35 protein-coding genes and 1 pseudogene are annotated in these 24,342 nt (G+C 60.8%); 2 read left to right on the forward strand and 34 right to left on the reverse strand.

What is annotated here, in order from left to right; all coding sequences use genetic code 11:
- Positions 1–107 precede the first annotated feature (107 nt).
- A complete protein-coding gene (locus UB43_RS21800; protein ID WP_045215282.1) occupies positions 108–2,552 on the forward strand; it encodes a TonB-dependent siderophore receptor in 2,445 nt (814 codons plus the stop codon).
- A 160-nt stretch (positions 2,553–2,712) separates the two neighbouring features.
- Here the strand turns inward: UB43_RS21800 and UB43_RS21805 are convergent, their stop codons facing one another.
- The 3 genes from UB43_RS21805 to UB43_RS21815 all read right to left on the reverse strand — a co-directional run bounded on the left by UB43_RS21805 (position 2,713) and on the right by UB43_RS21815 (position 4,982).
- Complete coding sequence (locus UB43_RS21805; protein ID WP_024767074.1) at positions 2,713–2,901, reverse strand: hypothetical protein; 189 nt, start codon at positions 2,899–2,901, stop codon at positions 2,713–2,715.
- Between the two features lie 176 nt (positions 2,902–3,077).
- A complete protein-coding gene (gene ssb / locus UB43_RS21810; protein WP_045215285.1) occupies positions 3,078–3,575 on the reverse strand; it encodes a single-stranded DNA-binding protein in 498 nt (165 codons plus the stop codon).
- Positions 3,576–3,593: 18 nt separating this feature from the next.
- Positions 3,594–4,982: an MFS transporter gene (locus UB43_RS21815; protein ID WP_045215287.1), complete on the reverse strand. Its 1,389-nt coding sequence runs from the start codon at positions 4,980–4,982 to the stop codon at positions 3,594–3,596.
- Between the two features lie 214 nt (positions 4,983–5,196).
- On the opposite strand from UB43_RS21815, the gene uvrA reads away from it, so the two are divergent.
- A complete protein-coding gene (gene uvrA, locus UB43_RS21820; protein WP_045215289.1) occupies positions 5,197–8,031 on the forward strand; it encodes an excinuclease ABC subunit UvrA in 2,835 nt (944 codons plus the stop codon).
- A gap of 110 nt (positions 8,032–8,141) precedes the next feature.
- On the opposite strand, the gene bfr is transcribed toward uvrA, so the two are convergent.
- From bfr to UB43_RS30375, 31 genes and pseudogenes are all read right to left on the reverse strand, one after another.
- On the reverse strand, positions 8,142–8,606 hold the full coding sequence (gene bfr, locus UB43_RS21825) for a bacterioferritin (RefSeq protein WP_045215292.1): 465 nt from the start codon (positions 8,604–8,606) through the stop codon (positions 8,142–8,144).
- Between the two features lie 134 nt (positions 8,607–8,740).
- Positions 8,741–10,189: a catalase KatA gene (gene katA, locus UB43_RS21830; protein ID WP_045215295.1), complete on the reverse strand. Its 1,449-nt coding sequence runs from the start codon at positions 10,187–10,189 to the stop codon at positions 8,741–8,743.
- Positions 10,190–10,461: 272 nt separating this feature from the next.
- Entirely contained in the window at positions 10,462–10,851 is a 390-nt protein-coding gene (gene rplQ / locus UB43_RS21835) for a 50S ribosomal protein L17 (RefSeq protein ID WP_015475338.1), read from the reverse strand.
- 43 nt (positions 10,852–10,894) lie between these two features.
- A complete protein-coding gene (locus tag UB43_RS21840; protein ID WP_009617182.1) occupies positions 10,895–11,896 on the reverse strand; it encodes a DNA-directed RNA polymerase subunit alpha in 1,002 nt (333 codons plus the stop codon).
- Between the two features lie 22 nt (positions 11,897–11,918).
- A complete protein-coding gene (gene rpsD / locus UB43_RS21845; protein ID WP_017521893.1) occupies positions 11,919–12,539 on the reverse strand; it encodes a 30S ribosomal protein S4 in 621 nt (206 codons plus the stop codon).
- Positions 12,540–12,555: 16 nt separating this feature from the next.
- Positions 12,556–12,945 carry a 30S ribosomal protein S11 gene (gene rpsK, locus UB43_RS21850; protein WP_003093689.1) on the reverse strand — a complete coding sequence of 130 codons (390 nt, stop codon included), beginning with the start codon at positions 12,943–12,945 and terminating at the stop codon, positions 12,556–12,558.
- Positions 12,946–12,963: 18 nt separating this feature from the next.
- On the reverse strand, positions 12,964–13,320 hold the full coding sequence (rpsM, locus tag UB43_RS21855) for a 30S ribosomal protein S13 (RefSeq protein WP_024767079.1): 357 nt from the start codon (positions 13,318–13,320) through the stop codon (positions 12,964–12,966).
- Positions 13,321–13,450: 130 nt separating this feature from the next.
- Complete coding sequence (gene rpmJ / locus UB43_RS21860) at positions 13,451–13,567, reverse strand: 50S ribosomal protein L36 (RefSeq protein WP_045215308.1); 117 nt, start codon at positions 13,565–13,567, stop codon at positions 13,451–13,453.
- A gap of 24 nt (positions 13,568–13,591) precedes the next feature.
- A complete protein-coding gene (secY, locus tag UB43_RS21865; protein ID WP_024767080.1) occupies positions 13,592–14,923 on the reverse strand; it encodes a preprotein translocase subunit SecY in 1,332 nt (443 codons plus the stop codon).
- Complete coding sequence (gene rplO, locus UB43_RS21870; RefSeq protein WP_045215310.1) at positions 14,924–15,358, reverse strand: 50S ribosomal protein L15; 435 nt, start codon at positions 15,356–15,358, stop codon at positions 14,924–14,926.
- Between the two features lie 3 nt (positions 15,359–15,361).
- Positions 15,362–15,538, reverse strand: coding sequence for a 50S ribosomal protein L30 (gene rpmD / locus UB43_RS21875; RefSeq protein ID WP_009617174.1), 177 nt, complete (start codon positions 15,536–15,538; stop codon positions 15,362–15,364).
- A 2-nt stretch (positions 15,539–15,540) separates the two neighbouring features.
- The gene (gene rpsE, locus UB43_RS21880; protein WP_009617173.1) at positions 15,541–16,041 is read right to left on the reverse strand and encodes a 30S ribosomal protein S5; all 501 of its coding nucleotides are present in this window, start codon (positions 16,039–16,041) and stop codon (positions 15,541–15,543) included.
- Positions 16,042–16,044: 3 nt separating this feature from the next.
- Entirely contained in the window at positions 16,045–16,395 is a 351-nt protein-coding gene (gene rplR / locus UB43_RS21885; RefSeq protein ID WP_017521897.1) for a 50S ribosomal protein L18, read from the reverse strand.
- A 10-nt stretch (positions 16,396–16,405) separates the two neighbouring features.
- Positions 16,406–16,939: a 50S ribosomal protein L6 gene (rplF, locus tag UB43_RS21890; protein ID WP_015475332.1), complete on the reverse strand. Its 534-nt coding sequence runs from the start codon at positions 16,937–16,939 to the stop codon at positions 16,406–16,408.
- Positions 16,940–16,950: 11 nt separating this feature from the next.
- Complete coding sequence (rpsH, locus tag UB43_RS21895) at positions 16,951–17,343, reverse strand: 30S ribosomal protein S8 (protein ID WP_015475331.1); 393 nt, start codon at positions 17,341–17,343, stop codon at positions 16,951–16,953.
- A 188-nt stretch (positions 17,344–17,531) separates the two neighbouring features.
- Positions 17,532–17,837 (reverse strand): 30S ribosomal protein S14, encoded by a 306-nt coding sequence (gene rpsN / locus UB43_RS21900; protein ID WP_045215313.1) that lies wholly within the window; start codon positions 17,835–17,837, stop codon positions 17,532–17,534.
- Between the two features lie 13 nt (positions 17,838–17,850).
- A complete protein-coding gene (gene rplE / locus UB43_RS21905) occupies positions 17,851–18,390 on the reverse strand; it encodes a 50S ribosomal protein L5 (RefSeq protein WP_017521899.1) in 540 nt (179 codons plus the stop codon).
- Positions 18,391–18,409: 19 nt separating this feature from the next.
- Positions 18,410–18,724 carry a 50S ribosomal protein L24 gene (gene rplX, locus UB43_RS21910; RefSeq protein ID WP_045215317.1) on the reverse strand — a complete coding sequence of 105 codons (315 nt, stop codon included), beginning with the start codon at positions 18,722–18,724 and terminating at the stop codon, positions 18,410–18,412.
- A 12-nt stretch (positions 18,725–18,736) separates the two neighbouring features.
- Positions 18,737–19,105, reverse strand: a complete 369-nt coding sequence (gene rplN, locus UB43_RS21915) for a 50S ribosomal protein L14 (protein WP_017521901.1) — start codon at positions 19,103–19,105, stop codon at positions 18,737–18,739.
- 16 nt (positions 19,106–19,121) lie between these two features.
- Positions 19,122–19,388, reverse strand: a complete 267-nt coding sequence (gene rpsQ / locus UB43_RS21920) for a 30S ribosomal protein S17 (RefSeq protein WP_009617165.1) — start codon at positions 19,386–19,388, stop codon at positions 19,122–19,124.
- A 2-nt stretch (positions 19,389–19,390) separates the two neighbouring features.
- Positions 19,391–19,582: a 50S ribosomal protein L29 gene (rpmC, locus tag UB43_RS21925; RefSeq protein ID WP_003093720.1), complete on the reverse strand. Its 192-nt coding sequence runs from the start codon at positions 19,580–19,582 to the stop codon at positions 19,391–19,393.
- Positions 19,582–19,995 carry a 50S ribosomal protein L16 gene (rplP, locus tag UB43_RS21930; protein ID WP_009617163.1) on the reverse strand — a complete coding sequence of 138 codons (414 nt, stop codon included), beginning with the start codon at positions 19,993–19,995 and terminating at the stop codon, positions 19,582–19,584. Before rplP ends, rpmC begins: the two co-directional genes overlap by 1 nt.
- A gap of 11 nt (positions 19,996–20,006) precedes the next feature.
- Positions 20,007–20,693 (reverse strand): 30S ribosomal protein S3, encoded by a 687-nt coding sequence (gene rpsC, locus UB43_RS21935; protein ID WP_024767387.1) that lies wholly within the window; start codon positions 20,691–20,693, stop codon positions 20,007–20,009.
- 13 nt (positions 20,694–20,706) lie between these two features.
- Complete coding sequence (rplV, locus tag UB43_RS21940; RefSeq protein ID WP_015475325.1) at positions 20,707–21,039, reverse strand: 50S ribosomal protein L22; 333 nt, start codon at positions 21,037–21,039, stop codon at positions 20,707–20,709.
- A gap of 12 nt (positions 21,040–21,051) precedes the next feature.
- The gene (gene rpsS / locus UB43_RS21945; protein ID WP_017521902.1) at positions 21,052–21,327 is read right to left on the reverse strand and encodes a 30S ribosomal protein S19; all 276 of its coding nucleotides are present in this window, start codon (positions 21,325–21,327) and stop codon (positions 21,052–21,054) included.
- A gap of 16 nt (positions 21,328–21,343) precedes the next feature.
- Positions 21,344–22,165 carry a 50S ribosomal protein L2 gene (gene rplB / locus UB43_RS21950; protein ID WP_024767388.1) on the reverse strand — a complete coding sequence of 274 codons (822 nt, stop codon included), beginning with the start codon at positions 22,163–22,165 and terminating at the stop codon, positions 21,344–21,346.
- A gap of 11 nt (positions 22,166–22,176) precedes the next feature.
- Complete coding sequence (rplW, locus tag UB43_RS21955) at positions 22,177–22,476, reverse strand: 50S ribosomal protein L23 (protein ID WP_015475322.1); 300 nt, start codon at positions 22,474–22,476, stop codon at positions 22,177–22,179.
- A complete protein-coding gene (gene rplD, locus UB43_RS21960) occupies positions 22,473–23,075 on the reverse strand; it encodes a 50S ribosomal protein L4 (RefSeq protein ID WP_017521904.1) in 603 nt (200 codons plus the stop codon). The genes rplW and rplD overlap by 4 nt, the downstream gene beginning before the upstream one ends.
- A 14-nt stretch (positions 23,076–23,089) precedes the next feature.
- Complete coding sequence (gene rplC / locus UB43_RS21965; protein WP_024767389.1) at positions 23,090–23,725, reverse strand: 50S ribosomal protein L3; 636 nt, start codon at positions 23,723–23,725, stop codon at positions 23,090–23,092.
- An 82-nt stretch (positions 23,726–23,807) separates the two neighbouring features.
- Positions 23,808–24,119 (reverse strand): 30S ribosomal protein S10, encoded by a 312-nt coding sequence (rpsJ, locus tag UB43_RS21970; RefSeq protein ID WP_003243886.1) that lies wholly within the window; start codon positions 24,117–24,119, stop codon positions 23,808–23,810.
- Between the two features lie 155 nt (positions 24,120–24,274).
- Positions 24,275–24,342, reverse strand: a pseudogene (locus tag UB43_RS30375) (elongation factor Tu); the annotation flags it as partial.

The raw sequence follows: 24,342 nt of genomic DNA on the forward strand, positions 1-24,342 counted from the left end.
TTCAAATAATATTTCTTCGCAATCGAGAATTATTTTTGTCGGGTTTCGCCGCCTCGGTCGGCAAGGGGGAATAACCCGATCATTCCCTTGTCCACGGAAGCCCCTCCATGCGAGCCGTCCACGCCCCGACCTCCTCACCCGCCCTGCCCCGCGCCAGCCGCCTGGCCCATGCCGTGCGCGGCGCGCTGCTGTGCGCCAGCCTCGGCGCCAGCCTGCCGCTGACCGCCTTCGCCGCGGACGGCGCCGCCATCACCAGCAGCCGCGCCTATGCAATCCCGGCCGGCCCGCTGGGCGAGGTACTCAACGCCTTCGCCCGCGAAGCGGGGATCACCCTGTCGGCGACCCCGGAGCAGACTCGCGGGCTGAATTCGTCCGGACTGAACGGCACCTACTCGGTGGACCAGGGCCTCGGGCGCCTGCTGGTGGACACTCCGCTGGAGGCCGTGGACCAGGGCAACGGCAACTACGTGCTGCGCCCGGCCGCACCGACCGACGTGCTGGCCATGCCGTCCAGCGACGTATTCGCCCTGGGCAACGCGCTGGGCGAGGAAGACGGCTACCTGGCAACCCACAGCCAGATTGCCACCAAGACCTCCAAGTCCCTGCTGGAAACCAGCCAGAGCGTCTCGGTGATCACCCGCGAGCAGATCGACGACACCGCCTCCAAGACCGTGCAGCAAGCCATGCGCTACACCCCCGGCATCTTCACCGGCCAGGTCGGCGCTTCGAACCGCTACGACTATGTGGTGATGCGCGGCTTCGCCGACAACAGCGTGGACAACATCTACCTCGACGGCCTGAAGGCCATGGGCGACAGCGGCACCTTCAGCTCGATGCAGATCGACCCGTACTTCCTCGAGCGCATCGATGTGCTCAAGGGCCCGTCCTCGGTGCTCTACGGTCGCAGCCTGCCCGGCGGGCTGGTGGCGCTGACCAGCAAGAAGCCGCTATACGAGGATTACCACCAGATCACCGGCACCGTCGGCAACATGGGCCAGAAGGAAATGGGCTTCGACTTCAGCGGCCCGCTGGATGAAGAGAAACGCATCGCCTACCGCCTGGTCGGCCTGGGCAAGGGTTCGGACACCCAGTTCGACCACGTCAAGGAAGAGCGCTACGCCATCGCCCCGACCCTGGCCATCGACTTCACCGACGACACCACGCTGACCCTGCAGGGCTACCTGCAGCATGACCCGAACGGCGGCTACCACGGCGGCGTGCCGGCGGATGGCGCGCTGTTCCACCACAACGGCCAGAAGATCTCCCGCGAATTCTTCGACGGCGAGCCGAGCAAGGACGATTTCGACCGCACCCAGCGCATGTTCGGCTACCAGTTGGAGCACCGCTTCGACGACGTCTGGACCGCGCGGCAGAACTTCCGCTACCTGGACTCCGACGTCGACCTCTCCCAGGTCTATGCGTACGGCTGGACCGCGCCTGACGAGAACACCCTGAACCGCTACTTCTCCGGCGCCAGTGAGCACCTGCAGGCGTACATCATCGATAACATGGCCCAGGCCGAATTCAACACCGGCGCCGCCAAGCACACCCTGCTGATGGGCCTGGACTACCAGAAGCGTCGCACCACCGTGGACTGGCGCTCGGGCTCGGCGCAACCGCTCGACGCCTTCGACCCGCACTACGGCAACGACGCCATCAGCTACTACCCCGACGACAACCACACCCGTCGCCTGGAGCAGACCGGCGTCTACCTGCAGGACCTGATCGACATCGACAACTGGCGCTTCTCGCTGGGCATGCGCGAGGACTGGGTGACCGTCGAGGACAAGAACCGCAGCACCGGCAGCAAGGCCGACGACGACTGGAAGAAGTTCACCGGTCGCCTCGGCGCGCTGTACCTGTTCGACAACGGCATCGCGCCGTACATCAGCTACTCCGAGTCGTTCAACCCCAACGCCTACTCCGACCAGTCCGGTACGCCGCTGGAGCCGACCGAAGGCAAGCAGTGGGAAGCCGGCCTGAAGTTCCAGCCCGAGGGCAGCCGCAGCCTGTACACCGCGTCGATCTTCCACATCACCCAGGAGAACGTCGCCTCGAAGGAGCCGCAAGACAACTTCTACACCTCCGTGGGTGAAGTGCGCTCCCAGGGCCTGGAGCTGGAAGCCCACACCCAGGTCACCGACAACTTCAAGGTGCTCGGCAGCTACACCTACACCGACATCACCTACACCAAGTCGCTGGACGGCAACCAGGGCCACACCCCGAACCAGGCGCCCAAGCACATGGCCTCGCTGTGGGCCGACTACGGCTTCAACGCCGGCCCGCTGGATGGCCTGACTCTCGGCGGCGGCGCCCGCTATGTCGGCGAGACCTGGGCGGACAAGGAAAATACCCTGCGCGTGCCGGACTACACCCTGGTGGATGCGCGCATCGGCTACGACCTGTCCCGCGTCGGTCTGAAGGGCCTGGATGTCAGCCTCAACGCCAACAACCTGCTGGACAAGGACTACGTGGCGTCCTGCTACAGCCTGGACTTCTGCTACTTCGGCGAGAAGCGCAACGTCACCGCGACGGTGAACTACCAGTTCTGATGGCCTGCCGCCCGGCTCGCCGGGCGGTCTTCTTGTAGGAGCGAGCTTGCTCGCGAACCCGCCTCGCTGCGGAGATTGTTCGCGAGCAAGCTCGCTCCTACAGGGATTTCGGACTCACAAGCCCCGTGGCGCGGCCGTCGCCACGGGGCTTTTTCACGCTCTAGAACTCTGCCGCGTGGCGGTAGCGCGTCTCCAGCTCCAGGGCGACGCGATAGGCCTGCGCCTCGCTCTCGCTGTGGAAGATGCCGACCAGCAGGCCTTCCTGGTACACATCCCAGCAACGCCCTCCATGGGCGCGGAACTCGCGGGATTTATGGTCGTCGTCACGCTCGGTCACTGTAATGCTCATGTCTTTTCTTCTCCGGTTTTGCCGTACATCAAGGCAGCTCCAGAATCATTCAGTTAGCTAGCTAATTAAATAGTCGCCACCGAGAAAGACTTTTACGAACATTCGCCAAAACGAGCGTCCCAGAAACGCAAAAGCGCAGCTCGAAGGCTGCGCTCTTGGGCGACGAATCGTTCGGCTTAGAACGGAATGTCGTCGTCGAAGCTGTCGTAGTCCGGAGCCGGTTGCGGCGCGGGCTGGGACTGCTGCTGCGGCGCCGGACGCTGGGCCTGCTGCGGACGCTGCTGCGGCTCGCGGGGAGTGCGCGGAGCATCGTCGCCACCGGCGCCCGGACGGCCACCGAGCAGCTGCATGTTGCCGTTGATGTCGACCACGATCTCGGTGGTGTACTTGTCCTGGCCGTCCTGACCCTGCCACTTGCGAGTACGCAGGCTGCCTTCGACGTAGATCTGCGAACCCTTGCGCACGTACTCGGCGACGATTTCCGCCAGGCGACCGAAGAACACTACACGGTGCCACTCGGTACGCTCCTGCTGCTGGCCGGTCTGCTTGTCCTTCCAGCTCTCGCTGGTGGCCAGGGTGACGTTGGTCACCGCGTTGCCGTTGGGCATGTAGCGGGTTTCCGGATCGCCACCGACGTTACCGACCAGAATGACTTTGTTAACCCCACGGGCCATGACGCTCTCCTAAAGGCTTCAGCACGTCGCCTGCTCGGCGCCGGCGAGGCGCTCGAGGGACGTGCGATCAACTTGTTGGGAATCCACTTTGACATAAGCAGCCGCTTCTTCAACGACCACCATCACATCGCTCACACCGGGCAATGCCTTGAAACGCTCAGCCAACGAAGCATCGCGCAGGGCCTCATCGGACAGAGGCAGGCGAATACTCGTTACATAAGGCGGTTCACGCATGGTAACAGCAATCGCCAGCCAGAGGGCAGCCAGCACCGCGCAGCCGATGAACACCCCGTCGAGCCCACCGTGCTGGAACATCCAGCCGCCCAGGATGCCGCCCACGGCGGCGCCGAGGAACTGGCTGGTGGAGTACACGCCCATCGCCGTGCCCTTGCCACCGGCCGGAGAAACCTTGCTCACCAGCGACGGCAGCGAGGCCTCCAGCAGGTTGAACGCGGTGAAGTAGACGACGATGCCGAACACCAGTTCCTTGAGGCTGTTGCCGAACTCCCAGAAGAACAGTTCGCAGAGCATCAGGGTCGCCACGGCGCCGGTCAGCACGCGTTTCATCTGGCGTTTCTTCTCGGCGTAGATGATGAACGGGACCATGGCGAAGAAGCCGATCAGCAGCGCGGTCAGATACACCCACCAGTGCTGCTCCTTGGGCAGCCCGGCGCGCTCCACCAACGCCAGCGGCAGCGCGACGAAGCTGGCCATGAGAATCGCGTGCAGGACCAGGATGCCGACGTCCAGGCGCAGCAGGTCGCCGTTCTTCAGGGTCGGGATCAGCGACTGCTTGGCGACGCTGGATTCACGGTGCTGCATGCGGTGATCCGGCACCGGCACCATGAAGAGAATGATCAGGATGCCCACCAGCGCCATCCCGGAGGTGAACCAGAACAGCCCGTGCAGGCCGAACCAGTGGGTCAGCACGGGGCCGGCGACCATCGAGGCGGCGAAGGACACACCGATACTCATGCCGATGATGGCCATGGCCTTGGTCCGGTGCTGTTCGCGGGTCAGGTCCGAAAGCAGCGCCATGACCACCGCGGAAATCGCCCCGGCGCCCTGGATCACCCGACCGGCAATGACGCCCCAGATGGTGTCGGAACTGGCGGCTACACCGGCGCCAATGGCGAATACCAGCAGACCCACGACGATGATCGCGCGACGGCCGATGCGGTCGGACAGCGTGCCCAGCGGTATCTGCAGCACCGCCTGGGTCAGGCCGTAGGCCCCCATGGCGAAACCGATCAGGGCCGGCGTCGCGTCAGCCAGCTCCATACCGTAGGTCATCATGACCGGCAGCAGCATGAACATGCCGAGCATACGGAAGGCATAGAGCAGGGCCAGGCCGGAGGTCGCCCGGAGTTCTGTGCCACTCATGCGCTCTGTGTGGGAATCGTGCATAAGCCCCTCGTGGGAAGACGGATGTCGGGAATGCGCTCAATGGCTCCCGTGACGGCGCGGCCTTCCAGGCCGCAAAGGGCCGGCAGTCGCCAGCGCCGAAAAATAGCCGCGCATTCTACCAGCCCAAAGGTCCAAGGGCACACACGCGCTACTTTGCCGCGTACCCGCCACGCCCCGTATAATCGATAGTTTTCGCCCGCCATGCGAGGCCGCTGTGGACAAGATCCTCATCCGTGGGGCACGTACCCACAACCTGAAGAACATCGACCTGACCCTGCCGCGCGACAAGCTGATCGTGATCACCGGCCTGTCCGGTTCCGGCAAGTCTTCCCTGGCCTTCGACACGCTCTACGCCGAGGGCCAGCGCCGCTACGTGGAATCCCTGTCGGCCTACGCCCGGCAGTTCCTCTCGATGATGGAAAAGCCCGACGTCGACACCATCGAAGGCCTGTCGCCGGCGATCTCCATCGAGCAGAAGTCCACTTCCCACAACCCGCGTTCCACCGTGGGCACCATCACCGAAATCTACGACTACCTGCGCCTGCTTTATGCGCGCGTGGGTATTCCGCTCTGCCCGGACCACGACATACCGCTGGAGGCGCAGACCGTCAGCCAGATGGTCGACCAGGTGCTGGCGCTGCCCGAAGGCCGCAAGCTGATGCTGTTGGCCCCGGTGATCCGCGAGCGCAAGGGCGAGCACCTGGCGGTGTTCGAGGAGATGCGCGCCCAGGGCTTCGTCCGTGCCCGCGTCGACGGCAAGCTCTACGAGCTGGATGAAGTGCCCAAGCTGGACAAGAAGCTCAAGCACTCCATCGATATCGTGGTCGACCGCTTCAAGGTGCGTGGCGACCTGCAGCAGCGCCTGGCGGAATCCTTCGAGACGGCGATCAACCTGGCCGACGGCATCGCACTCGTAGCCCCGATGGACGACGAGGAAGGCGAAGAGATGATCTTCTCCGCTCGCTTCGCCTGCCCGATCTGCGGGCATTCCATCAGCGAGCTGGAACCCAAGCTGTTCTCCTTCAACAACCCGGCCGGCGCCTGCCCGACCTGTGACGGCCTGGGCGTGAAGCAGTTCTTCGACGCGCGGCGGGTGGTCAATGGCGAGCTGACCCTGGCCGAAGGCGCGATCCGCGGCTGGGACCGGCGCAACGTCTACTACTTCCAGATGCTCGGCTCACTGGCCGGGCACTTCGGTTTCAGCCTGGAAGAGCCCTTCCAGGATCTCGACCCGGACCACCAGAAGTTCATCCTCAACGGCTCGGGCCGGGAGAACGTCGAGTTCCGCTACCTCAACGACCGCGGCGACATCGTCAAGCGCGCGCACCCGTTCGAGGGCATCCTGCCGAACCTGGAGCGCCGCTACCGCGAGACCGAGTCGGCCACCGTGCGCGAGGAGCTGGCCAAGTTCCTCAGCACCCAGCCCTGCCCGGACTGCCACGGCACCCGCCTGCGCCGCGAAGCGCGCCACGTGTGGGTGGGCGACAAGACGCTACCGGCGATCACCTCGATGCCCGTGGGCACTGCCTGCGAGTACGCCGAGAGCCTGACCCTGACCGGCCGTCGCGGCGAAATCGCCTCGAAGATCCTCAAGGAGATCCGCGAGCGCCTGCAGTTCCTGGTCAACGTCGGCCTCGACTACCTGACCCTGGACCGCAGCGCCGATACCCTGTCCGGCGGCGAGGCCCAGCGCATCCGCCTGGCCAGCCAGATCGGCGCGGGCCTGGTGGGCGTCATGTACATCCTCGACGAACCCTCCATCGGCCTGCACCAGCGCGACAACGAGCGCCTGCTGGGCACCCTCACCCACCTGCGCAACCTCGGCAACACAGTGATCGTGGTCGAGCACGACGAGGACGCCATCCGCCTGGCCGACTACGTCGTGGACATCGGCCCCGGCGCCGGCGTGCATGGCGGGCAGATCGTCGCCGAGGGCACCCCGCAGCAGGTCATGGACCACCCGGACTCCGTGACCGGTGCGTACCTCTCCGGCCGCACCAAGATCGTCGTGCCCGCCGAGCGTACCCCGCGCAACAAGAAGCAGTTGCTCAAGCTCAAGGGCGCGCGCGGCAACAACCTGCAGAACGTCAACCTGGAAATCCCGGTCGGCCTGTTCACCTGCATCACCGGAGTGTCCGGCTCGGGCAAGTCGACGCTGATCAACAACACCCTGTTCCCGATCACCGCTACCGCCCTCAATGGCGCCACCACGCTGGAGGTCGCGCCCTACGACTCGTTCGACGGCCTGCAGCACCTGGACAAGGTGGTGGACATCGACCAGAGCCCGATCGGCCGCACCCCGCGCTCCAACCCGGCGACCTATACCGGGCTGTTCACGCCGATCCGCGAGCTGTTCGCCGGCGTGCCGGAAGCCCGTTCGCGCGGCTACGGTCCGGGGCGCTTCTCGTTCAACGTCAAGGGCGGCCGCTGCGAGGCCTGCCAGGGCGATGGCGTGATCAAGGTGGAGATGCACTTCCTGCCGGACATCTACGTCCCCTGCGACGTCTGCAAGGGCAAGCGCTACAACCGCGAGACCCTGGAGGTTCGCTACAAGGGCAAGAGCATCACCGAGGTGCTGGACATGACCATCGAGGACGCCCGCGCATTCTTCGACGCCGTCCCCGCCATCGCACGCAAGCTGCAGACGCTGATGGACGTCGGCCTGTCGTACATCAAGCTCGGCCAGAGCGCGACCACGCTGTCTGGTGGTGAGGCGCAGCGGGTGAAGCTGTCCCGCGAGCTGTCCAAGCGCGATACCGGCAAGACCCTGTACATCCTCGACGAGCCGACCACCGGCCTGCACTTCGCGGATATCCAGCAACTGCTCGACGTGCTGCACCGCCTGCGCGACCACGGCAACACCGTGGTGGTCATCGAGCACAACCTGGACGTGATCAAGACCGCCGACTGGCTGGTCGACCTCGGCCCCGAGGGCGGTTCCAAGGGCGGCCAGATCATCGCCACCGGTACGCCGGAGCAGGTCGCGGAGCTGGCGGTGTCGCACACCGGGCACTTCCTCAAGCCGCTGCTGGAGCGTGACCGGGCCTGATCCTCAGCGGCATGAAAAAGCCCCTGTTGCCTTCCGGCGCAGGGGCTTTTTCTTGAGCGTTTGTAGGAGCGGGCCATGCCCGCGACACGCGCGAGTAGCGCGCGCCTGAATCAGATCTGCGACTGCAGGTAGTTCTCCAGCCCCATCTTGGCGATCAGGCCGAGCTGCTGCTCCAGCCAGTAGGCGTGGTCTTCCTCGGTATCGGTCAGTTGCACGCGCAGGATATCGCGGGTGACGAAGTCCTTGTGCTTCTCGCAGAGGGCGATGCCCTTGGCCAGGGCGGCGCGTACGTGGCGCTCCAGTTTCAGGTCGGCTTCCAGCATCTCCGGCACCGTCTTGCCCGGGTGAATGTCGTCCGGGCGCATGCGCGGGGTGCCTTCGAGCAGGAGGATGCGGCGCAGCAGCGCATCGGCGTGCTGGGTTTCCTCTTCCATCTCGTGGTTGAGACGCTCGTAGAGCTTGCTGAAGCCCCAGTCCTCGTACATGCGCGAGTGGATGAAATACTGGTCGCGAGCGGCCAGCTCACCGGTCAGCAGCGTGTTGAGATAATCGATAACCTCGGCGTGGCCTTGCATCAGCCTTCTCCCTGGGACGTGACAGCGAATTAAACGGCGCTATGGTCGCGACAGGCCATGACCGAGGTCAAGTCTGCAATGCCCCACAAACGCAACCGCCCTCCGAAGAGGGCGGCTGGTGGAACGGTTTCAGCTTAGTCGAGCTTCAGGCCCAGCGCCTTGGCGACACCTTCGCCGTAGGCCGGGTCGATCCTGAAGAACAGCGCGAGCTGACGGCGCTGGATCGCTTCCGGTACGCCTGCCATGTCCCCGGCGATGTTCTCGTACAGGCGCTGCCGTTGCGCTTCGTCGAACAGACGGAACAGCGCGGCCGGTTGGCTGTAGTAATCATCGTCGACACGATGGTTCCAGTGGTCGGCGCTGCCTTCCAGGGTCAACGGCGGCTCGGAGTAATCCGGTTGCTCCTGCCATTGGCTGAAGCTGTTCGGCTCGTAGGTGACGGTCATGTCACCGTTATTGCCGTCCACGCGCATGGCGCCGTCGCGGTGATAGATGCGCGGGTTGTTACGCGCAGCGTTCACCGGGATCTGGTGGTGATTCACGCCCAGGCGATAGCGGTGCGCATCGCCGTAGGAGAACAGGCGACCCTGGAGCATCTTGTCCGGCGAGAAGCCAATACCGGGAACGATGTTCGCCGGCGAGAAGGCCGACTGCTCGACCTCGGCAAAGTAGTTCGCCGGGTTGCGGTTGAGTTCGAAATAGCCCACTTCGATCAGCGGGTAGTCGCCGTGCGGCCAGACCTTGGTCAGGTCGAACGGGTTGTAGCGGTAGGTCGCCGCTTCCTTCTCCGGCATCACCTGTACGTACATTTTCCAGCGCGGGAAGTCGCCGCGCTCGATGGCGTCATACAGGTCGCGCTGGGAGCTCTCGCGGTCGGCGCCAACCAGTTTCGCCGCTTCCTCGTTGCTCAGGTTCTCGATGCCCTGCTGGGTCTTGAAGTGGAACTTGACCCAGAAGCGTTCGTTGCTGGCATTGATGAAGCTGAAGGTGTGGCTGCCAAAACCATGGATGTGGCGGTAGCTGCGCGGCAGGCCGCGGTCGCTGAAGTCGATGGTCAACTGGTGCAGGGCTTCGGGCAGGTGAGAGAAGAAGTCCCATTTCAGCGTGGCGTTGCGCAGGTTGGTACGCGGATCGCGCTTCACCACGTGGTTCAGGTCGGGGAATTTCAGCGGATCGCGGAAGTAGAAGACCGGGGTGTTGTTGCCGACCAGGTCCCAGTTGCCTTCCTCCGTATAGAACTTCAGGGCGAAGCCGCGGATATCGCGCTCGGCGTCTGCTGCGCCACGCTCGCCGGCCACCGTGGAGAAGCGCAGGAACAGAGGGGTCTGCTTGCCGACCTGGGAGAACAGCTTGGCACGGCTGTAGCGGGTGATGTCCTGGGTGACGGTGAAGGTACCGTAGGCCGCAGAACCCTTGGCATGCATGCGACGCTCAGGGATCACCTCGCGGTCGAAGTGCGCCAGTTTCTCCAGGAACCAGACATCCTGCAGCAGCATCGGCCCCCGCGGGCCGGCGGTCTGGACGTTCTGGTTATCGGCGACCGGCGCTCCAGCTGCAGTCGTCAGACGGGTGTTGTCGCTCATCGTTACTCTCCTCAACGGCGGGGTGTCTGTAAGCCGGCAAACTGCGGGAGCAGAAGGCTCGGCCCGACATCCCAATCGGACAATTAGGCGCCTCCAACGGCATTGCGGCTGTTGATCCAGCTCAGCAAGCAGTAGAAGTCGACGGCGTTAAGGATCGGTGACAAGGGGCTTGATCAGCCAATTTATTGATTCGAGCCGATCAATAGATAAAAACTTTTCTCCAGGCGATAAAAAACCGGGCACAAAGCCCGGTTTCTTATAAGGCGTAAACCTTACTCTGCAGCTTCTACTGCTTGGCCGCCAACAGCGCGGTCAATCAGTTCGACGTATGCCATGGGGGCATTGTCGCCGGCGCGGAAGCCGCACTTCAGGATGCGCAGGTAGCCGCCCGGACGGTTGGCGTAGCGCTTGCCCAGTTCGTTGAACAGCTTGCCTACGGCTTCTTTCGAACGGGTACGGTCGAAAGCGAGACGACGGTTGGCAACGCTATCCACTTTAGCCAGGGTGATCAGCGGCTCGGCAACGCGACGCAGTTCCTTGGCCTTGGGCAGGGTGGTTTTGATCAGTTCGTGTTCGAAGAGCGACACAGCCATGTTCTGGAACATAGCCTTGCGGTGCGCGCTGGTGCGGCTCAGGTGACGACCACTTTTACGATGGCGCATGGTTCAATTCCTTTCCAAACTTTACGTTCGGTAGCTACGACGATCAGGCAGTAGCCTTGTCGTCTTTCTTGAGACTTGCCGGCGGCCAGTTGTCGAGGCGCATACCGAGGGACAGACCGCGAGAGGCCAGAACGTCCTTGATTTCGGTCAGGGACTTCTTGCCCAGGTTCGGCGTTTTGAGCAGCTCTACTTCGGTGCGCTGAATCAGGTCACCGATGTAGTAGATGTTCTCTGCCTTCAGGCAGTTGGCCGAACGGACGGTCAGCTCAAGGTCATCGACCGGACGCAGCAGGATCGGATCGATCTCGTCTTCCTGCTCTTCCACAACAGGCTCGCTGTCGCCTTTGAGGTCCACGAACGCTGCCAGCTGCTGTTGCAGGATGGTAGCGGCGCGACGGATAGCCTCTTCAGGGTCCAGGGTGCCGTTGGTTTCCAGATCGAGGACCAGCTTGTCCAGGTTGGTACGCTGTTCGACACGGGCGTTCTCGACCACGTAGGCAACACGACGTACGGGGCTGAACGAGGCGTCGAGCTGAAGACGGCCAATGCTACGGCTTTCGTCTTCATCGCTCGAACGAGCATCAGCCGGCTCGTAGCCACGGCCACGAGCGACTTTCAGCTTCATGTTCAGCGCGCCGTTATCGGCCAGGTGGGCGATAACATGGTCACCGTTGACGATCTCGACATCATGATCCAGCTGAATATCGGCAGCGGTCACCACACCCGAGCCCTTTTTCGCCAGGGTCAGCGTCACTTCGTCACGGCCGTGCAGCTTGATGGCCAGGCCTTTCAGGTTGAGCAGGATCTCGATGACATCTTCCTGCACACCTTCGATGGCGGAGTACTCGTGGAGTACACCGTCGATCTCGGCCTCGACTACCGCACAGCCAGGCATGGAGGACAACAGGATGCGACGCAGCGCGTTGCCCAGGGTATGGCCGAAACCACGCTCGAGAGGCTCGAGAGTGATCTTGGCGCGGGTTTGGCTGACCACCTGCACATCGATGTGGCGGGGGGTCAGGAACTCATTTACCGAACTCTGCATGGATGCACCTATTTTCTAGCCCTTACTTGGAGTAGAGCTCGACAATCAGGTTTTCGTTGATGTCGGCGGACAGATCGGCACGAGCCGGAACACTTTTGAAGGTGCCAGCTTTCTTGTCGGTGTCCACTTCGACCCACTCAACGCGACCGCGCTGGGCGCACAGGTCCAGAGCTTGGGCGATACGCAGCTGGTTCTTCGATTTCTCGCGAACAGCAACCACGTCACCAGCTTTGACCTGGTAGGACGGTACGTTTACGGTCTGACCGTTGACGCTGATGGTCTTGTGGGACACCAGCTGACGGGATTCCGAACGAGTGGAGCCGAAGCCCATACGGTAGACGACGTTGTCCAGACGGCACTCAAGCAGCTGCAGCAGGTTTTCACCCGTGGAGCCCTTGCGGCGGGACGCTTCCTGATAGTAGCCACGGAATTGACGCTCGAGGACGCCGTAGATACGACGAACTTTTTGCTTCTCGCGCAGCTGCAGACCGTAGTCGGACAGGCGACCACGGCGCTGGCCGTGCTGACCGGGGACTTGTTCTGCCTTGCATTTCGAGTCGAGGGCACGAACGCCGCTCTTCAGGAAAAGATCAGTGCCTTCGCGGCGGGACAGTTTGCACTTGGGACCAATGTAACGAGCCATTTCTCACTGTCTCCTATTACACGCGACGCTTTTTCGGCGGACGGCAGCCGTTATGCGGAATCGGGGTTACGTCGGTGATGCTGGCGATCTTGTAACCGCAGGCATTCAGCGCACGAACAGCCGATTCACGACCCGGGCCCGGGCCTTTGACGTTGACGTCAAGGTTCTTCAGACCGTATTCCAGAGCAGCCTGGCCGGCACGCTCGGCCGCTACCTGGGCAGCGAACGGGGTGCTCTTACGCGAGCCGCGGAAGCCCGAACCACCGGAGGTAGCCCAGGACAGAGCGTTGCCCTGACGATCAGTGATGGTAACGATGGTGTTGTTGAAGGACGCGTGGATGTGCGCGATCCCGTCGACCACCGTCTTTTTGACTTTCTTGCGAGGACGAGCAGCAGGTTTTGCCATGACTAGATTCCTAAGCGATTACTTGCGGATCGGCTTACGCGGGCCCTTGCGGGTGCGCGCGTTGGTCTTGGTGCGCTGACCGCGAACCGGCAGACCACGACGATGACGCAGACCGCGGTAGCAACCGAGGTCCATCAGACGCTTGATGTTCATGTTGATTTCGCGACGCAGGTCACCTTCGGTGGTCAGCTTGGCCACCTCGGTACGCAGCGAATCAATCTGCTCTTCGCTCAGCTCTTTGATCTTTACAGCCGGGCTGATGCCGGTGGCTGCACAGATGCTCTGTGCGGTAGTGCGACCAACACCATAGATGTAGGTCAGCGAGATAACAGTGTGCTTGTTATCCGGAATGTTTACGCCTGCAATACGGGCCATTCAGAAAAACTCCAATTGACAGCTACCCGGCGCCCAGGGAGCCAAGAAAGGGCGCGGATATTAGCGCTGTAAAAACAAATAATCAACCCGGCAGCACACTAGCTGCCGGGTTATAACGCGTGGTTCACACTCAGCCTTGGCGCTGCTTGTGACGCGGCTCCGAGCTGCAGATCACACGAACGACGCCTTCGCGACGGACGATCTTGCAGTTACGGCACAGCTTCTTAACCGATGCACGAACTTTCATCAGTGACTCCTCGAACCTTACGGGTCAGCGCAGCAGGCCGCTGCCATAGCCCTTCAGGTTGGCTTTCTTCATGAGGGATTCGTACTGGTGAGAAACGAGGTGCGATTGTACTTGAGCCATAAAGTCCATCACAACCACGACCACGATCAGCAACGAGGTCCCGCCAAGGTAGAACGGTACGTGGGCAGCTACGACCAGGAACTGGGGCAGCAGGCACACAGCCGTCATGTACAGGGCACCGAACATGGTCAAACGGGTCAGCACGCCATCGATGTAGCGAGCCGACTGTTCACCCGGACGAATACCCGGAATAAATGCACCGGACTTCTTGAGGTTTTCCGCCACGTCCTTCGGGTTGAACATCAGCGCTGTGTAGAAGAAGCAGAAGAAGACGATCCCTGCACTAAACAGCAGAATGTTCAGCGGCTGACCAGGCGCGATCGCTTGCGCGACGTCCTGCAGCCAACCCAGGCCTTCCGACTGACCGAACCAGGCACCCAGGGATGCCGGGAACAGCAGGATGCTGCTGGCGAAAATCGCAGGGATGACACCTGCCATGTTCACTTTCAGCGGCAAATGGCTGGTCTGGGCGGCAAACACCTTGCGACCTTGCTGGCGCTTGGCGTAATGCACGGCGATACGACGCTGACCACGCTCGATGAACACCACGAACGCGATGATGGCCACGGCCAGCAGGCCGATGGCGATCAGGGCGAAGATGTTGATGTCACCTTGACGCGCGGACTCGAAGGACTGGCCGATTGCTCGGGGCAGGCCTGCGACGATACCGGAGAAGATCAACATGGAGATGCCGTTGCCGACACCCCGCTCGGTGATCTGCTCACCCAGCCACATCATGAACAGTGCACCCGCCACGAAGGTGGTGACCGACACGAAGTAGAAGCCGAAGTCGTTGGAGAAGGCCACGCCCTGGCTACCCAGACCAATGGACATGCCAATGGCCTGGACGAGTGCCAGGACGAGAGTTGCGTAGCGGGTGTACTGGCTGATCTTGCGACGCCCAGACTCACCCTCTTTCTTCAACTGCTCCAGCTGCGGGCTGATAGCGGTCATGAGCTGCATGATGATCGACGCCGAGATGTACGGCATGATCCCCAGTGCAAAAATACTCATGCGCTCCAGCGCGCCGCCGGAAAACATGTTGAAGAGGCTAAGAATGGTCCCCTCGTTCTGCCGGAACAGTGCCGCCAAGCGATCGGGGTTGATGCCGGGGACTGGGATGTGCGCGCCGATCCGATAGACGATGATCGCCAGGAACAGGAAACGCAGACGTGCCCAGAGCTCGGACAAACCACCACCGTTGCTCAGCGCAGAGAGAGCACCTTGCTTAGCCATTTAGTCCTCGATTTTGCCGCCAGCTGCTTCGATAGCCGCACGAGCGCCCTTGGTGGCGCCGATGCCTTTCAGAGTGACCGCGCGAGTAACGTCGCCCGACAGCATGACTTTCACACGCTGTACGTTCTGGTTAATCACGTTGGCATCCTTCAGGGACTGCACGGTAACGACATCACCCTCGACCTTGGCCAGCTCGGAGGTGCGCACTTCTGCACGATCCATGGCTTTCAGCGAGTTGAAGCCGAACTTCGGCAGACGACGGTGCAGCGGTTGCTGACCACCCTCGAAGCCCGGAGCGATGGAACCACCGGAGCGGGAGGTTTGACCTTTGTGACCACGGCCACCGGTCTTGCCCAGACCGCTACCGATGCCACGGCCCGGACGGTGCTTTTCGCGACGGGCACCCGGCGCGGAACGCAGATCGTTCAGTTGCATGGATTAACCCTCCACACGCAGCAGGTAGTAAGCCTTGTTAATCATGCCGCGGTTTTCAGGAGTGTCCTGAACTTCGACGGTGTGATTAATGCGACGCAGGCCGAGGCCTTTGACGCAAGCCTTGTGGTTGGCCAGACGGCCGTTCAGGCTCTTGATCAGGGTAACTTTGACAGTTGCCATGGTTAGAGAATCTCCTCGACGCTCTTGCCACGCTTGGCCGCTACCGACTCAGGGGACTGCATGTTCTTCAGGCCCTTGAAGGTTGCGTAGACCACGTTCACCGGATTGGTGGAGCCGTAGCACTTCGCCAGAACGTTCTGCACACCAGCAACTTCCAGGACAGCACGCATGGCGCCGCCGGCGATGATGCCGGTACCTTCGGAAGCCGGCTGCATGTACACCTTGGAGGCGCCATGGGCAGACTTGGTCGGGTACTGCAGGGTGGTGCCGTTCAGATCAACCTGGATCATGTTGCGGCGAGCAGCTTCCATTGCCTTCTGGATAGCGGCCGGCACTTCACGCGCCTTGCCACGACCGAAGCCAACACGGCCCTTGCCATCGCCAACCACGGTCAGCGCGGTGAAGGCGAAGATACGGCCACCTTTTACGGTTTTGGCGACGCGGTTCACTTGAACCAGCTTCTCGATGTAGCCTTCGTCGCGCTTTTGATCGTTGTTTGCCATAACTTAGAACTCCAGACCGCCTTCACGAGCGGCATCAGCCAGGGCCTTGATACGACCGTGGTACTTGAAGCCAGAACGGTCGAACGCCACCTGAGTGACGCCGGCAGCCTTGGCGCGTTCCGCGACCAGTTGACCAACTTTCTTGGCTGCGTCGACGTTGCCGGTGGCAGCTTCGCGCAGTTCTTTGTCCAGGGTCGAGGCGCTGGCCAGGACCTTGCCGCCGTCGGCTGCAATGACCTGGGCGTAGATGTGCTGGGAGGAGCGGTACACGCAGAGGCGTACGGCTTCCAGTTCGCGCATCTTCAGGCGAGCCTTGCGAGCGCGGCGCAGACGGGTTTCTTTCTTGACGCTCATTTGCTATGCCCTACTTCTTCTTGGCTTCTTTACGAAGGACGACTTCGTCGGCGTAACGCACGCCCTTGCCTTTGTACGGCTCCGGCGGACGGAAGTCGCGGATTTCCGCGGCAACCTGGCCAACCAGCTGCTTGTCGATACCCTTGATCAGGATGTCGGTCTGGCTGGGGGTTTCCGCGACGATGCCGGCAGGCAGTTCGTAATCAACCGGGTGGGAGAAGCCGAGAGCCAGGGACAGCACTTGGCCTTTGGCCTGCGCTTTGTAACCAACACCAACCAGCTGGAGCTTGCGCTCGAAGCCCTGGCTGACGCCGATTACCATGTTGTTGACCAGAGCGCGGGTGGTACCGGCCATGGCACGGGTCTGCTGGTCGCCGTTACGCGCAGCGAAACGCAGCTCACCGTTGTCCTGAATGACTTCGACGGACGGATGTACTTTCAGCTCCAGAGCGCCTTTGGCACCCTTGATCGAAAGTTCCTGACCAGCCAGCTTGATTTCAACGCCGGCGGGCAGAATGACGGGGTTCTTAGCAACGCGAGACATGCTGATTCCCCTTAGAACACAGTGCAGAGCACTTCGCCACCGACACCAGCGGCACGGGCAGCACGGTCAGTCATCACACCTTTGTTGGTGGAGACGATCGAAACGCCCAGGCCGCCGCGAACTTTCGGCAGCTGGTCTACGGATTTGTACTGGCGCAGGCCAGGACGGCTGATTCGCTTCACTTCCTCGATGACAGGCTTGCCTTCGAAGTACTTCAGCTCGATCGACAGCAGAGGCTTGGCCTCGGCGGTGACTTGGAAATCCGCAATGTAACCTTCGTCCTTGAGGACTTTGGCGACTGCCGCTTTCAGCTTGGAAGACGGCATGCTCACGACGGTCTTCTCAGCCATCTGGGCATTACGGATGCGAGTTAGCATGTCTGCTAACGGGTCCTGCATACTCATGGGCTTAATGCTCCTGATACAAAAGATAAGCCTTCAACTTCATAACTCGCCCTCATAACACCGGGCGATCTAAACCCGGGCTCGGGGGAGCCGGGTATTCTAGAGATCGCTTAAAAACGAATCAAGCCCCACGAGGGGGCTTGCTTCGCAAAGCGATCAACGGAGTCGTTGCCGACTCCGTCTTGCACTTACCAGCTGGCTTTCACCAGGCCCGGTACGTCACCGCGCATTGCCGCTTCACGCAGCTTGTTACGGCTCAGGCCGAACTTGCGGTAGTAACCGTGCGGACGACCGGTCAGGCGGCAACGGTTACGCAGGCGGCTGGCGCTCGCGTCACGCGGTTGCTTCTGCAGGGCGACCTGGGCATTCCAACGATCTTCTGCGGAAGTGCTCGGATTAGCGATGATCGCTTTCAGCTCGGCACGCTTTTTGGCGTACTTGGCTACCGTTTGCTGACGCTTCAGCTCACGGTTCTTCATGCTCTCTTTAGCCATGGTCCTACTCCAATCAGTTGCGGAACGGGAATTTGAAGGCGCGCAGCAGTGCACGACCCTCATCATCCGAACGCGCGGTGGTGGTCAGAGTGATATCCATACCGCGGAGGGCATCGATCTTGTCGTAATCGATTTCCGGGAAGATGATCTGCTCTTTGACGCCCATGCTGTAGTTGCCACGGCCGTCGAAGGACTTGGCGTTCAGACCGCGGAAGTCACGAACGCGCGGCAGGGAGATCGACAGCAGACGGTCCAGGAACTCGTACATGCGATCGCCACGCAGGGTGACTTTCACGCCGATCGGCCAGCCTTCACGAATCTTGAAACCAGCGATGGACTTACGAGCGTAAGTCACAACCGGCTTCTGACCCGCGATCTTTTCCAGATCAGCTACGGCGCTCTCGATGACTTTCTTGTCGCCGACAGCTTCGCCAAGACCCATGTTCAGGGTGATTTTGGTAACGCGCGGAACTTCCATCACGTTCGCCAGCTGAAGCTCTTGCTTCAGCTTGGGAGCGATTTCCTTCCGATAAATTTCTTTCAATCGTGCCATGGTGATCTACCTAGCTCCCTCAAGCCTGAACCGGTTTCTGGGTCGACTTGAAGACACGAATCTTCTTACCGTCTTCGACTTTGAAACCAACGCGGTCAGCCTTGTTGGTTTCAGCGTTGAAGATGGCGACGTTGGAGACGTGCAGAGGCGCCTCCTTCTCGACGATCCCGCCTTGCTGGTTGAGCATGGGGTTGGGCTTGGTGTGGCGCTTGACCAGGTTCACACCGCCAACGACCAGACGGTCGTCAGCCAGAACCTTGATCACTTTGCCACGCTTGCCCTTGTCCTTGCCGGCAATGACGATGACTTCGTCGTCACGACGAATTTTTTGCATGACGGCTACTCCTTACAGCACTTCTGGGGCAAGGGAGACGATCTTCATGAACTTCTCAGTACGAAGTTCACGAGTCACGGGCCCGAAGATACGGGTGCCGATCGGCTCCTGCTTGTTGTTCAGCAGGACGGCGGCGTTGCCGTCGAAGCGAATGATGGAACCGTCGGTACGACGTACGCCGTGCTTGGTGCGAACGACCACGGCAGTCATTACCTGGCCCTTCTTCACCTTGCCACGCGGAATTGCTTCCTTGACGGTGACCTTGATGATGTCGCCAATGCCGGCGTAACGGCGGTGGGAACCGCCGAGCACCTTGATGCACATTACGCGACGCGCGCCGCTGTTATCAGCGACTTCGAGCATGGATTGAGTCTGAATCATCTTCTATCTCCGACCCTTAGACTTCAACCGCGCGCTCGACGATGTCAACCAGAGTCCAGGCCTTGGTTTTGGCCAGAGGACGGGTCTCGCGAATGGTGACCAGGTCACCAATGCGGCACTGGTTGGTTTCGTCGTGGGCGTGCAGTTTGGTCGAACGCTTCACGTATTTGCCGTAGATCGGGTGCTTAACGCGGCGCTCGATCAGAACGGTGACGGTCTTGTCCATCTTGTCGCTGACGACGCGGCCAGTCAGCGTACGGACGGTTTTCTGAGCTTCAGCCATGATTACTTACCTGCTTGCTGGTTGAGCACAGTTTTCACGCGAGCGATGTCGCGCTTAACCTGCGAGAGCAGGTGAGACTGCCCCAACTGGCCAGTTGCTTTCTGCATGCGCAGATTGAACTGGTCGCGCAGCAGGCCGAGCAGTTGCTCGTTCAGCTGCTCAACGGATTTTTCACGAAGTTCATTCGCTTTCATCACATCACCGTCCGCTTAACAAAGGAGGTGGCGAGCGGCAGCTTTGCAGCAGCCAGGGCGAATGCCTCACGCGCCAGCTCTTCGGATACACCCTCGATCTCGTACAGGACCTTGCCCGGTTGAATCTGGGCTACCCAGTACTCGACGCCACCCTTACCTTTACCCATACGTACTTCCAGGGGCTTCTTGGTAACAGGCTTGTCGGGGAATACGCGAATCCAGATCTTGCCGCCACGTTTTACGTGACGGGTCAGCGCACGACGTGCGGACTCGATCTGACGCGCGGTGAGACGGCCGCGGCTGGTTGCCTTGAGGGCGAACTCGCCGAAGCTGACTTTGGAACCGCGATGAGCCAGGCCACGGTTGTGACCGGTCATTTGCTTGCGGAACTTCGTACGCTTAGGTTGCAGCATTTGCGTACTCCTTACTTAGCAGCTTTTTTACGAGGAGCGGGCGCTTGGGGCTTGAGCTCTTCCTGGCGGCCACCGATGACCTCGCCTTTGAAGATCCAAACCTTCACACCGATCACACCGTAGGTGGTGTGCGCTTCGTAGGTTGCATAGTCGATGTCGGCACGCAGGGTGTGCAGGGGCACACGACCTTCGCGATACCACTCGGTACGAGCGATTTCAGCGCCGCCCAGACGACCGCTTACCTGGATCTTGATGCCTTTGGCACCAATGCGCATGGCGTTCTGTACAGCGCGCTTCATGGCGCGACGGAACATAACGCGACGCTCCAGCTGCTGAGCTACGCTTTGCGCAACCAGCATACCGTCGAGCTCCGGCTTGCGGATCTCTTCGATGTTGATGTGCACCGGCACACCCATTTGCTTGGTCAGGTCCTGACGCAGCTTCTCAACATCTTCACCTTTCTTGCCGATCACGATGCCGGGACGAGCGGTGTGGATGGTGATGCGTGCAGTCTGAGCCGGACGATGGATGTCGATACGGCTTACGGACGCGCTTTTTAGTTTGTCTTGGAGATACTCACGTACCTTCAGGTCGGCGAACAGATAATCGGCGTAAGTGCGCTTATCTGCGTACCAAACGGAGGTGTGCTCCTTGACGATACCCAGGCGGATGCCATTGGGATGTACTTTCTGACCCATCTGATCGACTCCGTTACTTGTCCGCAACCTTGACAGTGATATGGCAAGACCGCTTGACGATGCGATCAGCACGGCCTTTGGCACGCGGCATGATGCGCTTGAGCGAACGACCTTCGTTGACGAAGACGGTGGAGACTTTGAGATCGTCTACATCGGCGCCTTCGTTGTGCTCGGCGTTGGCAACGGCCGACTCCAGCACTTTCTTCATGATCTCGGCGGCTTTCTTGTTGCTGAAAGCCAGGAGGTTGAGCGCGTCGCCCACCTTCTTCCCGCGGATCTGGTCGGCGACCAAGCGGGCTTTCTGGGCGGAGATACGAGCGCCCGAGAGCTTAGCGGCTACTTCCATCTTCCTTACCCCTTAACGCTTGGCTTTCTTGTCCGCAGCGTGCCCACGATAAGTGCGGGTAGCAGCGAACTCGCCGAGTTTGTGACCGACCATGTCTTCGTTGACCAGAACCGGCACGTGTTGACGGCCGTTGTGGACAGCGATGGTCAGACCAACCATGTGCGGCATGATCATAGAACGGCGCGACCAGGTCTTGATCGGCTTGCGGTCGTTCTTTTCTACCGCCACTTCGATCTTCTTCAGCAGGTGAAGATCGATAAAAGGACCTTTTTTCAGAGAACGTGGCACTGTCGTATCCCTCTATTTACTTGCGGCGACGGACGATCATGTTGTCGGTACGCTTGTTCGCGCGAGTCTTCTTACCCTTGGTCTGAAGACCCCACGGCGATACCGGATGACGACCAGCAGAGGTACGACCTTCACCACCACCATGCGGGTGGTCGACCGGGTTCATGGCAACGCCACGAACGGTCGGGCGAACGCCACGCCAGCGTTTGGCACCGGCTTTACCCAGCGAACGCAGGCTGTGCTCGGAGTTCGAGACTTCACCCAGGGTCGCACGGCAGTCAGCCAGGACTTTGCGCATCTCACCGGAACGCAGACGCACGGTTACGTACGCACCTTCACGGGCAACCAGCTGAGCCGAAGCGCCAGCGGAGCGAGCGATCTGAGCGCCCTTGCCAGGCTTCAGTTCGATACCGTGGATGGTGCTACCAACCGGGATGTTGCGCAGCGGCATGTTGTTGCCGGCCTTGATCGGAGCGCCGATACCGGAGATCAGTTGATCGCCGGCCACCACGCCTTTGGGGGCGATGATGTAACGACGCTCGCCGTCCGCGTATTTCAGCAGAGCGATGTGAGCAGTACGGTTCGGATCGTATTCGACGCGTTCAACGATGGCAGGGATGCCATCCTTGTTGCGACGGAAGTCGACCAGACGATAGTGCTGCTTGTGGCCACCACCGATATGACGGGTGGTGATGCGACCGTTGTTGTTACGGCCGCCCGACTTGGACTTCTTCTCGAGCAGGGGAGCGAACGGAGCACCTTTGTGCAGGTCCTGGTTCACTACCTTGACGACGAAACGACGACCAGCGGAAGTCGGTTTGCATTTAACGATTGCCATGATGCACCCCTTTACTCAGCGCCAGCTGCGAAATCGAGATCCTGGCCCGGCTGGAGAGCGATGTACGCTTTTTTCCAGTCGTTACGCTTGCCCAGGCCGCGAACGGTACGCTTGGTCTTGCCCTGAACGTTCAGGGTGGTGACGCGACGTACTTTCACGCCGAACAGGCTTTCTACGGCCTTCTTGATTTCCAGCTTGGTTGCATCAGTGGCAACCTTGAAAACGAATTGGCTGTTGCCGTCCGCCAGGCCAGTGGCCTTCTCGGAGATATGCGGGCCCAGCAGCACTTTGAATACGCGTTCCTGGTTCATGCCAGCAGCTCCTCGAACTTCTTCACGGCGGACACGGTGACCAGCACCTTGTCGTAGGCGATGAGGCTGACCGGATCGGAAGCCTGGACGTCACGTACATCGACGTGGGCCAGGTTGCGAGCTGCCAGGTACAGGTTCTCATCGACGCCTTCGGTGACGATCAGTACATCTTTCAGGCCCAGGCCTTCCAGCTTGCTGACCAGACCTTTGGTCTTCGGTGCGTCGACAGCGAAGTCGGCAACGACAACCAGACGATCCAGACGAACCAGCTCAGAGAGGATGGAGCGCAGAGCAGCGCGATACATCTTCTTGTTGAGCTTCTGGGAGTGATCCTGGGGCTTGGCTGCGAAGGTCGCGCCGCCGCCACGCCAGATGGGGCTGCGGATGGTGCCAGCACGAGCACGACCAGTGCCCTTCTGACGCCACGGCTTCTTGCCACCACCGGAGACTTCGGAACGAGTTTTCTGAGCCTTGGTGCCCTGACGGCCGCCAGCCATGTAGGCTACGACTGCCTGGTGAACCAGGGTCTCGTTGAATTCGCTACCAAAAGTACGCTCGGAAACCTCGATCGCCTGAGCGCCATTTACATTCAGTTGCATCTCAGCTTCCTCTCTTAACCGCGAGCCTTGGCTGCCGGACGCACCAGCACATCACCACCGGTAGCGCCGGGAACGGCACCTTTGACCAGCAGCAGATTGCGCTCTGCATCGACACGCACGACCTCAAGGGATTGAACGGTTACACGCTCAGCACCCATGTGGCCCGACATTTTTTTGCCCTTGAACACTCGACCAGGAGTCTGGCACTGGCCGATGGAACCCGGGACGCGGTGGGAAACGGAGTTACCGTGGGTGTTATCTTGACCACGGAAGTTCCAGCGCTTGATGGTACCGGCGAAGCCTTTACCCTTGGACTCACCGGTAACGTCTACCAGCTGACCGGCCTGGAACAGGTCGACAGAGATGGAATCGCCTGCCTTGAACTCCTCTTCGCCCAGACGGAATTCCCACACGCCGCGACCGGCGGCGACATTCGCCTTGGCAAAGTGACCGGCTTGCGCCTTGGTCACGCGAGAAGCACGACGCTCGCCAGCAGTTACCTGCACAGCGCGATAGCCATCGCTCTCTTCGTTTTTGAACTGGGTGACGCGATTCGGCTCGACCTCAATGACCGTGACCGGAATGGAGACACCATCTTCGGTGAAGATGCGGGTCATGCCGCACTTACGACCGACAACACCAATTGTCATCTTTAGAACCTCTTTAGTGTACGGGGCTTTCACCCGCTATGGCCGCCCATTTCAGAGCGTTACACGACCAATGCCGAAGGCATTAGCCGAGGCTGATCTGTACTTCGACGCCAGCAGCAAGGTCGAGCTTCATCAGCGCGTCGACGGTTTTGTCGGTCGGCTGAACGATGTCGAGAACACGCTTGTGGGTACGAATTTCGTACTGGTCACGAGCGTCCTTGTTGACGTGCGGGGAAATCAGCACGGTGTAACGTTCCTTGCGGGTCGGCAGAGGAATCGGACCACGCACCTGAGCGCCAGTACGTTTCGCGGTTTCCACGATTTCCTGGGTAGATTGGTCGATCAGGCGGTGATCAAAAGCCTTCAACCGAATACGGATTTGTTGATTTTGCATTTGACCTCAGACTCCAAGTTGCCATTCCCAACGGACGGACTCCGCCCGTTAAAAGGAGGCGCAATTGTACGGATGCGCCTGGGGGGTGTCAATATTTAACCAACTCAACGAAAAAGGGACCCCGAAGGGTCCCTTTTTCTGGAGCAGATCAGCGATTACTCGATGATCTTGGCAACCACGCCGGCGCCAACGGTACGGCCACCTTCGCGAATCGCGAAGCGCA

This window comes from Pseudomonas sp. 21, from assembly GCF_000955805.1.
In the GTDB taxonomy this organism is placed as follows: Bacteria; Pseudomonadota; Gammaproteobacteria; order Pseudomonadales; family Pseudomonadaceae; genus Pseudomonas.